Below are 7,504 nucleotides of genomic sequence, written 5' to 3' on the forward strand. Positions count from 1 at the left end.
CCCGGAACGGCCGCAGTGGACCGGCGCGAGCCCGCCGCGGCGGCGTGTCTCCTCCTCGCGAGCGTCGCGGGCGGGACGTATCTCGCTCACGAGATGACGCTCGCGAGCGACCCATCCACCCCCGAGTTCCTCGACGACGAGGACGTGGCGGCGATGGAGTGGGCCGAGCGCGAGACGGCGCCGGACGCGACGTTCGTCGTGCTCGGCGACGCCGCGGAGTGGTTCCCCGCATTGGCCGACCGGACGATACTCGTCGGTCCGTGGGGCGTAGAGTGGCGCGGGCCGGACGCGTACACTGCGCAGTTGGAGTCGTTCGAGGCGATCTCGCGGTGTGATTCGGCGGCCTGCGTCGAGGCCGAACTGGCGGCCGCCGGCGTCGACCCCGAGTACGTCTACCTCCCGAAGGGCGCCTACACGGTTCGGGGCCACCCGGAGGTGACGTTCGGCACGCTCGACCGTTCCTTTGCGGCGTCGCCGGACTGGGAGCGCGCCTACGAGAACGACGGCGTGGTCGTCTACCGCGCGGCCGGGTAGCGCCGCGACCACCGGCTACTTCCCCCTCCGTGCGCTCTCTCCGACGATGACCGACTCGCCCAGCGGCGACGCGCGGAACCGACTCGCCGGGGCGGCCAGCCCCTACCTGCAGCAGCACGCCGACAACCCCGTGAACTGGCAGCCGTGGGACGACGACGCGCTCGCGGAAGCCCGCGAGCGCGACGTGCCGATCTTCCTCTCGGTCGGCTACTCGGCCTGCCACTGGTGTCACGTCATGGCCGAGGAGTCCTTCGAGGACCCCGCAGTCGCCGAGATCCTGAACGAGAACTTCGTCCCGATCAAAGTCGACCGCGAGGAGCGCCCCGACCTCGACCGCGTCTACCAGACGGTCTGTCAGCTCGTGACCGGCGGCGGCGGGTGGCCGCTGTCGGCGTTTCTGACGCCGGAGGGGAAGCCGTTCTACGTCGGGACGTACTTCCCGCCCGAGCCGCAGCCCCAGCGGAACGTCCCCGGCTTCGAGCAGCTCTGCCAGCAGATCGCCGACTCGTGGAACGATCCCGAACAGCGCGAGGAGATGGAAAACCGCGCCGAGCAGTGGACTTCGGCCGCGCGGGACCGTATGGCGCCCGCAGAGTCCCCGGAGGGTGACACCGGACCCCCGAGCAGCGAGATCCTTGACGACGCCGCGGCGGCGGCGATCCGCGGCGCTGACCGCCAGCACGGCGGGTTCGGGCAGGGGAGCCCGAAGTTCCCCCAGCCCGGGCGAGTCGAACTCCTGCTCCGCGTCGCGTCGCTGTCGGGCGACGCCGAGCCGCTGACGGTCGCCGAGAACGCGCTGGGGGCGATGGGCAGCGGCGGGCTGTACGACCACCTCGGCGGCGGGTTCCACCGCTACTGCGTCGACGAGGACTGGACCGTCCCGCACTTCGAGAAGATGGCGTACGACAACGCCACGATCCCGGCGGCGTTCCTCGCGGGCTACCGCGCGACGGGACGGGAGCGATACGCCGAGATCGTCCGGGAGACGCTCGACTTTACCGAACGGGAGCTCTCCCACCCCGAGGGCGGCTTCTTCAGCACGCTCGACGCACGGAGCGAGACGCCCGACTCCCGGCTCGAGGAGGGCGAGGAGCCTGAACGCGAGGAGGGGGCGTTCTACGTCTGGACGCCCGAAGAGGTCCGCGAGCACGTCGACGAGCCGGCGGCGACGCTGTTCTGTCGGCGCTACGGCGTCGTCTCCGGCGGCAACTTCGAGGGGGGTACGAGCGTCCTGAACGAGACGGTGCCCGTCGAGGAGCTGGTCGGCGCCGAGATCGAGGTCGCGGGCGAGACGGTCGAGGCACCCGACGATGAGGACGAGATCCGCGACCTGCTCGAGGGCGCCCGCGAGACGCTCTTTGCGGCCCGCGAGGGGCGCCCGCGCCCGCTCCGCGACGAGAAGGTGCTGGCGGGCTGGAACGGCCTGCTGATCGGGACGTTCGCCCGTTCGGGGTTCGTGCTGGGCGACGATGCTCGGATCGAGCGTGCGGAGTCGGCGCTGGCGTTCGTCCGTGACCAACTCTGGGATGCCGATTCCGGCCGGCTCGCCCGGCGGTTCAAGGACGGGCAGGTGGGGATCGACGCCGCCCTCGAGGACTACGCGTTCCTCGGGCGCGGCGCGTTCGAGCTGTACCAAGCGACCGGCGACGTGGAACCGCTCGCGTTCGCGCTCGATCTCGCCGGCGTCGTCGCCGACTCGTTCTACGATCCCGAGGACGGGACGCTCTACCTTTCCCCGAACGACGGGGAGGAGCTGGTCGCGCGGCCGCAGGAGTTGACCGACCAGTCGACGCCCTCCAGCGTCGGCGCCGCGGTCGCGCTGCTGCTCGATCTGGACCACTTCACCAGCGATGATCTCGGCGAAGTGGCCCGGGAGACGCTCGCGACCCACCGTGGCCGGATCGAGGCCAGCCCCGTCGAGCACGCCACGCTCGCGATGGCGGCCGACGCGGCCGAGCGCGGCTCGCTCGAACTCACCGTCGCCGCCGACGAACTGCCCGACGCGTGGCGCGAGACGCTCGCCGATCGCCACCTTCCGGGTGCCGTCGTCGCCCGACGGCCGCCAACGGAGGCGGGGCTTCAGGCGTGGCTCGACGAACTCGGGCTCGACGAGGCGCCGCCGATCTGGGCCGGCCGGGAGGCCCGCGACGGCGAGCCGACGGTGTACGCGTGTCGCTCGCGCACCTGCTCGCCGCCGGAGACGGATCTCTCGGTGGCGCTGGATTGGGTCGAAGAAAACCTGTAGAACGATCCGCGTGACCCTCTCGAGTCACTGACTCCCGCGAGGGGAGCGAGCTATCGCTGCAGGGTCGCCCCCGCGACGGCGCCGACGAGCAGGCCGACGGTGGCCGCGGGGAACGCCGCCGCGAACACCATCGCCGGCGGCAGGGTGGCGAGCAGCAGCATCGTTCCGAAGGTGGGTGGGTGGCGATACGCCGGATGCGTGTTCCGTGGTGTGTACATCGTCTGTGGAGGGGTGTGCGTCAGCGGGGCGATACGGGCCACGTCGCCGTACCCGGTGGTCGAGCGTCAGCGCCCGAACGGGCCGGGATCGGGACGGGGTCGTCGGGGGGCGGCCTGCGTCAGATCGCCCACCCGACGACGGCGGCGACGACGCGCGCGAACCGGGCACGGAACCCCTCGTCCACGACCGAACGGCGGTCGCGTGACTGGGTCCCCTGCCCGGGGAGAAGCACGCTCAGTGAGTCGAGTAGCACGTCGTCGTCACCTCGATTACTGGTCGTACAGCCGACAGTAAAAAGCTGAGTAGGGTGTGGTAACACACACCGTATCCGGGCTGTACCCTCCGGATCGAGCGAGTACGCCGAGACGCGTTTCACGATCCGACTCGGAGTGAAACGGGGTCGGTGGGGCGTCTGCAGCGACGGGGACGGAAGGCCCCTTCGGGGGAGTCATCGGTAGAAGTCCGACTTCCGCTGTCGATGCTCTCGGACGTCTCTGAGTGCGTCGACCTTAGGTTGGGTCCGGTTCCGGATGATCACCACGTCGTACGTTTCCTCCGCCGCGACGGCCGCCCCCACGCTACTGATCCCGGATACGATATCCCCGGCGTTCTCGCTGCCGATGAACACCATCGAGGCGTCCTCCTCGTTCGCCATCTTCCGGAGGTGTTTCGAGATGGTTCCGGCGGAGGCGTACCGCCCCACGGTTTCGTGCCGGAAGTTCGCCACCGGAACGAGTTCTGTCACCCGTTCGTGCAGGGCTGTGACGACTGACTCCACGTCGAACGGCTCGTCCGCGTCGATCCAGCCGTGTTCTCTCGCGTACTCCGTGTCCCCTTTCGGGATCACTGTCACGGCGACCACCCGTTCGTCCATGACACCGCTGAATTCGCTGGCACGAACGAGGGCCGTTTCCGCGAGCTCCGACCCGTCGAAGGGAACGACAAACGCCATGTATCAGCCTAAACACGTCGCCGACAAGTACCCTCCCGTAATTCCCGAATGGTGGAACCCATGGCTCCTGAAGGCGGTTCCCCGTCGGGCATGTCCACCGGATCGACTGCCGGCACGGTACCGACGGCGTCGTGCCGAGCCTCTCCGGCCTGCGAAAAAGTTCTGCTCTCCGCGGGAAGATCGGTTCGTTCTCCGTGCTCAGCGGATACGCGCGGACCACGGCGGGCCGGGAGCCTCAGAGACCCCCGAACTCACTCGGAGAGTGCGTCGGCGAGGTAGACCGCGATCGGTCGGTCCTCGCTCTCGACGAACCGGGCGATCTCTTCCCCGTCGCGTTCGACGATCACGGTCGGGATGAGTTCGATCCCGTACTCCTCGATGCCCTCGCCGACTTTCTCGCCGTCCACGCGTTCAACCGCGTGGGCGTGGATCCGCTCGTTGGGCACGCCCGCGGCCTCCAGTGCGGCCGCGAACGCTGGTAGCTGCTGGCGGCAGTCGCCACACCAGTCGCCGCCCCAGATGCGGAACGTGAGGCCGTCGGCGGCGAGGGCGTCGACCGTCTCCTCGTGGGCTTCGGCGCTCCACGTCGGGTCCGGCTGGAGCGTCGAGAGCGTCGATTCGGGTGCGTCAGTCTCTGCGTTAGCCATACACGAAGATGGGTCCGGGCGAGGATAAGTCATACGTCAGTGGCCGTTCATCGCCGCCGAACTGCCGATCAGTCGCCGAACGCGCTCCCGAGCACGCCGCCGACGGCGCCGAACAGGAGGGGGTAGACCAGCCCGGCGAGCAGCACTGCCGTGATCAGATCCGGCGCGGCCGACCCCTGGTAGGAGAACAGGAACCGACCGATGAGGGCCAGCGGGAAGTAGCCGACCGCGACCGCGGCGCCGGCGATCGCGCCGTCGCCCGGTTCGTCCGCGTCGGCCAGTCGCGCGGTCAGCAGTCCCGCCGCGAGCAGCAGGACGATCGGGACCGCGTACAGCAGCGTGATCGCACCGCCGTCGCTGCCGGCGATGAAGTTCTGTGACTGCGTACCGCCGAACCCGTCGATCCGGGTGGCGACGAAGTGGGCGTTGTAGAACAGCCAGCCGATCCCCTGCCAGACGGCGATCGGCTCGCCGCCGAACAGTTCGGCGATGAAGTTGTACGCCGACAGCCGCTCCTCGATGGAGCCGCTCTGCCAGACGTAGGTGAGCAGGTAGCCGAGCAGGTACGCGCCGATGCCGGCAGCAGCGCCGGCGCCGACCGGCAGTTTATCGATCGCGCTGTCGGTGCTCATGGTTGAACGCTTCTCTTGCGGGTAAAAATCTCTGACGGCTGGCGGCGGCCCGGAAACCGGTGTCGCTACCCCTTTACTCCTGACCCGGGTACGTCGGGGTAGATGGACGCGAACGTGATCGACGCCATCGGGTCGCCGTTGGTCGAGGTGGCGTCACCGATCGGCACCGTCGCCGCCAAGTTGGAGTCGAAGAACCCCGGCGGCTCCGCGAAGGATCGCCCGGCGCTGTACATGATCCGGGCCGCCGAGGAGGCCGGCGAACTCGGCGAGGGCGACGCGATCGTCGAGCCCACGAGTGGGAACACCGGCATCGGGCTTTCGCTGATCGGCGCGGTGAAGGGGTACGACGTGCGGATCGTCATCCCCGGGTCGAAATCCCCCGAACGGCGGCGGATCATGCGCGCCTACGGCGCCGACATCGAGGTGGTCGACGGCGACATCAGCGACGCCCGCGACCGCGCCGACGAACTCGAAGCGACCGGCGACTACGTGCAGGTCCGGCAGTTCGAGAACGCCGCCAACCCCCGGGCACACTACGAGACGACCGGCCCGGAGATTCTCGACCAGGTCGACGACCGCGAGGTCGACGCGTTCGTCGCCGGCGTCGGCACCGGCGGCACGCTGACGGGGACGAGCCGCCGGCTCTTGGAGGAGTTCCCCGAGATGGAAGTCGTCGCGGTCGAGCCCGCCGAGAACGCCGTGCTCTCGACGGGTGAGTCCGGCCACGACGACTATCAGGGGATGGGACCGGGGTTCGTCGCGCCGAACCTCGACGTGGAGCTGATCGACGCCGTCGAGGCAGTCGACCTGCCGACCGCAGAGCGGGAGTGTCGCTGTCTGGCCCGCGAGGAGGGGATCCTGGTGGGCCAATCAAGCGGCGCCGCCAACGTCGCCGCCCGCCGGACCGCCCAGCGCCTCGCCGACGAGGGCGTCGACGACCCGCTGGTGGTGACGGTGTTCCCCGACTCCAGCGAGCGCTACATGTCCACCGGGCTGTTCGAGGCCGAGGAGGCAGAGGACTGCCAGTGGCAGTCTGACGGCTAACCGTCGAACTCCGACTCGGTCACGCGAACCACCAACACTTCGTCGTACCCCTCGCGTTCGGGGGTCCAGTCGCCCTCCCGCTCGACGAAGACGGGATTCTCCGGCCGACCGTCCTCGACGCCGTACACCTGGAGGAGTTCGCCCGTCTCCGCGGGGTCGACCTCGCCGTCCCGGATCGCCGTCGCCAGTTCGCGGGAGAGCCACTCCGTCTCCGACACCGAGTCCGACTGCACCAGCGCCGCCCGGACGAACCGGACGAGATACCAGTTCAGATCGTTCAACAGCGAGACCGCGGCGCCGATCGAGACGGTGTCGAGCGCGAGGCTGTTCGCGTAGGGCTCCCACAGCTCGTACGTCGAGAGCGCCTCCCGGGCGGTCTCCCGGGAGAGCAGTTCGTACCGGAGGTCGCTCTCGGGCTCGCCCAACAGACAGACCTGCGCCATCGTCGGGGGGTCGCCGGGGCGGAAGAAGTGGGTTGCGGTCCGGCGCTGTCCTCAGTCGTCGGAGACCACGGAGCGCTCGTCGGCCAGCGCTTCCGCGCGGTCGAGCAGGTCGTCTGGCTCGGCAGCCTCGACTGCGGCGAGCGTCGCGTTGGTCTCCGGATAGTCGGGGGCGACGCGCTCACAGCCGACGTTCACGGTCGCGTCGACGAACGTGCCGATCTCGCGGGCCTGCTCGACGATCTCGGGCTTGTCCCGCGTGAGCAGCGGGCGGTGGACCGGCAGGCTCGCGGCGGCGTCGGTGACGCGGACGTTCGGGCCGGTCTGGGAGGACTTCTGGCCGATCGACTCCCCCGTCGCGATCGAGTGGGCACCGATATCCTCGGCGACGGCCTCCGCGACTCGGAGCATCGCGCGCCGCAGCGAGAGCATCCGCGTCGGTCCCGTCTCGGCGGCCAGATCGTCGACGAGGTCGCCCGCGGGCACGACGCGCAGTCGGGTGTCGACGTGCGGCGCCGAGCGCGCGACCGTCCGGGCGGTCTCGGTCGCGCGGGCGAGGTGGTCCGGGCCGCCGTAGTCGCCGAGATCGAGGTAGACGGGGACGACCTCCAGCCCGCGTTTGAACAGCTCCCACGCCGCGACGGGGGAGTCCAGCCCGCCCGAGAACAGTGCGACCGTCTTCCCCTGCGTCCCGACGGGAAGCCCGCCCGGCCCGTCGTACTCGACGGCGGAGACGAACGCCTCGTCCTCGCGAACGTCGAGGCGGTACGTCCGGTCGGGGTCGTCGAGGT

At 69.9% G+C, this 7,504-nt stretch carries 8 protein-coding genes and 1 pseudogene; 3 read left to right on the plus strand and 6 right to left on the minus strand.

Translation table 11 applies throughout. From position 1 onward, the window contains the following. Both ACFR9S_RS02185 and ACFR9S_RS02190 read left to right on the plus strand, forming a co-directional pair. Positions 1 to 534, plus strand: a pseudogene (locus ACFR9S_RS02185) (glycosyltransferase family 39 protein); the annotation flags it as partial. Positions 535 to 580: 46 nt separating this feature from the next. Then, positions 581 to 2,779, plus strand: coding sequence for a thioredoxin domain-containing protein (locus ACFR9S_RS02190; RefSeq protein ID WP_379817972.1), 2,199 nt, complete (start codon positions 581 to 583; stop codon positions 2,777 to 2,779). A gap of 337 nt (positions 2,780 to 3,116) precedes the next feature. Here the strand turns inward: ACFR9S_RS02190 and ACFR9S_RS02195 are convergent, their stop codons facing one another. The 4 genes from ACFR9S_RS02195 to ACFR9S_RS02210 all read right to left on the minus strand — a co-directional run bounded on the left by ACFR9S_RS02195 (position 3,117) and on the right by ACFR9S_RS02210 (position 5,229). After that, positions 3,117 to 3,251 (minus strand): hypothetical protein, encoded by a 135-nt coding sequence (locus ACFR9S_RS02195; RefSeq protein ID WP_379731866.1) that lies wholly within the window; start codon positions 3,249 to 3,251, stop codon positions 3,117 to 3,119. A gap of 195 nt (positions 3,252 to 3,446) precedes the next feature. Next, complete coding sequence (locus ACFR9S_RS02200; RefSeq protein ID WP_379731868.1) at positions 3,447 to 3,950, minus strand: universal stress protein; 504 nt, start codon at positions 3,948 to 3,950, stop codon at positions 3,447 to 3,449. A gap of 251 nt (positions 3,951 to 4,201) precedes the next feature. Next, the gene (locus ACFR9S_RS02205) at positions 4,202 to 4,597 is read right to left on the minus strand and encodes a thioredoxin family protein (RefSeq protein WP_379731869.1); all 396 of its coding nucleotides are present in this window, start codon (positions 4,595 to 4,597) and stop codon (positions 4,202 to 4,204) included. A gap of 68 nt (positions 4,598 to 4,665) precedes the next feature. Further along, the gene (locus ACFR9S_RS02210) at positions 4,666 to 5,229 is read right to left on the minus strand and encodes a transporter (protein WP_379731871.1); all 564 of its coding nucleotides are present in this window, start codon (positions 5,227 to 5,229) and stop codon (positions 4,666 to 4,668) included. A 102-nt stretch (positions 5,230 to 5,331) separates the two neighbouring features. Between ACFR9S_RS02210 and ACFR9S_RS02215 the strand changes: the two genes are divergently transcribed. Then, positions 5,332 to 6,273, plus strand: coding sequence for a PLP-dependent cysteine synthase family protein (locus ACFR9S_RS02215; RefSeq protein WP_379817974.1), 942 nt, complete (start codon positions 5,332 to 5,334; stop codon positions 6,271 to 6,273). On the opposite strand, the gene ACFR9S_RS02220 is transcribed toward ACFR9S_RS02215, so the two are convergent. Continuing rightward, complete coding sequence (locus ACFR9S_RS02220; RefSeq protein WP_379731873.1) at positions 6,270 to 6,716, minus strand: DUF5804 family protein; 447 nt, start codon at positions 6,714 to 6,716, stop codon at positions 6,270 to 6,272. The two genes, ACFR9S_RS02215 and ACFR9S_RS02220, sit on opposite strands and share 4 nt — an antisense overlap. Positions 6,717 to 6,767: 51 nt before the next feature. Then, positions 6,768 to 7,504 (minus strand): tRNA sulfurtransferase (locus tag ACFR9S_RS02225; RefSeq protein ID WP_379817975.1); only part of this gene is annotated, 737 nt, incomplete at its 5' end.

The organism is Halolamina salina (assembly GCF_042678005.1).
Lineage (GTDB): Archaea > Halobacteriota > Halobacteria > Halobacteriales > Haloferacaceae > Halolamina > Halolamina salina.

Excerpts from the sequence above, each read along its gene's own strand:
- ACFR9S_RS02190 (WP_379817972.1), top strand. The coding sequence starts at position 581 with ATGACCGACTCGCCCAGCGGCGACGCGCGGAACCGACTCGCCGGGGCG.
- ACFR9S_RS02200 (WP_379731868.1), bottom strand. The coding sequence starts at position 3,950 with ATGGCGTTTGTCGTTCCCTTCGACGGGTCGGAGCTCGCGGAAACGGCC.
- ACFR9S_RS02205 (WP_379731869.1), bottom strand. The coding sequence starts at position 4,597 with ATGGCTAACGCAGAGACTGACGCACCCGAATCGACGCTCTCGACGCTC.
- ACFR9S_RS02210 (WP_379731871.1), bottom strand. The coding sequence starts at position 5,229 with ATGAGCACCGACAGCGCGATCGATAAACTGCCGGTCGGCGCCGGCGCT.
- ACFR9S_RS02215 (WP_379817974.1), top strand. The coding sequence starts at position 5,332 with ATGGACGCGAACGTGATCGACGCCATCGGGTCGCCGTTGGTCGAGGTG.
- ACFR9S_RS02220 (WP_379731873.1), bottom strand. The coding sequence starts at position 6,716 with ATGGCGCAGGTCTGTCTGTTGGGCGAGCCCGAGAGCGACCTCCGGTAC.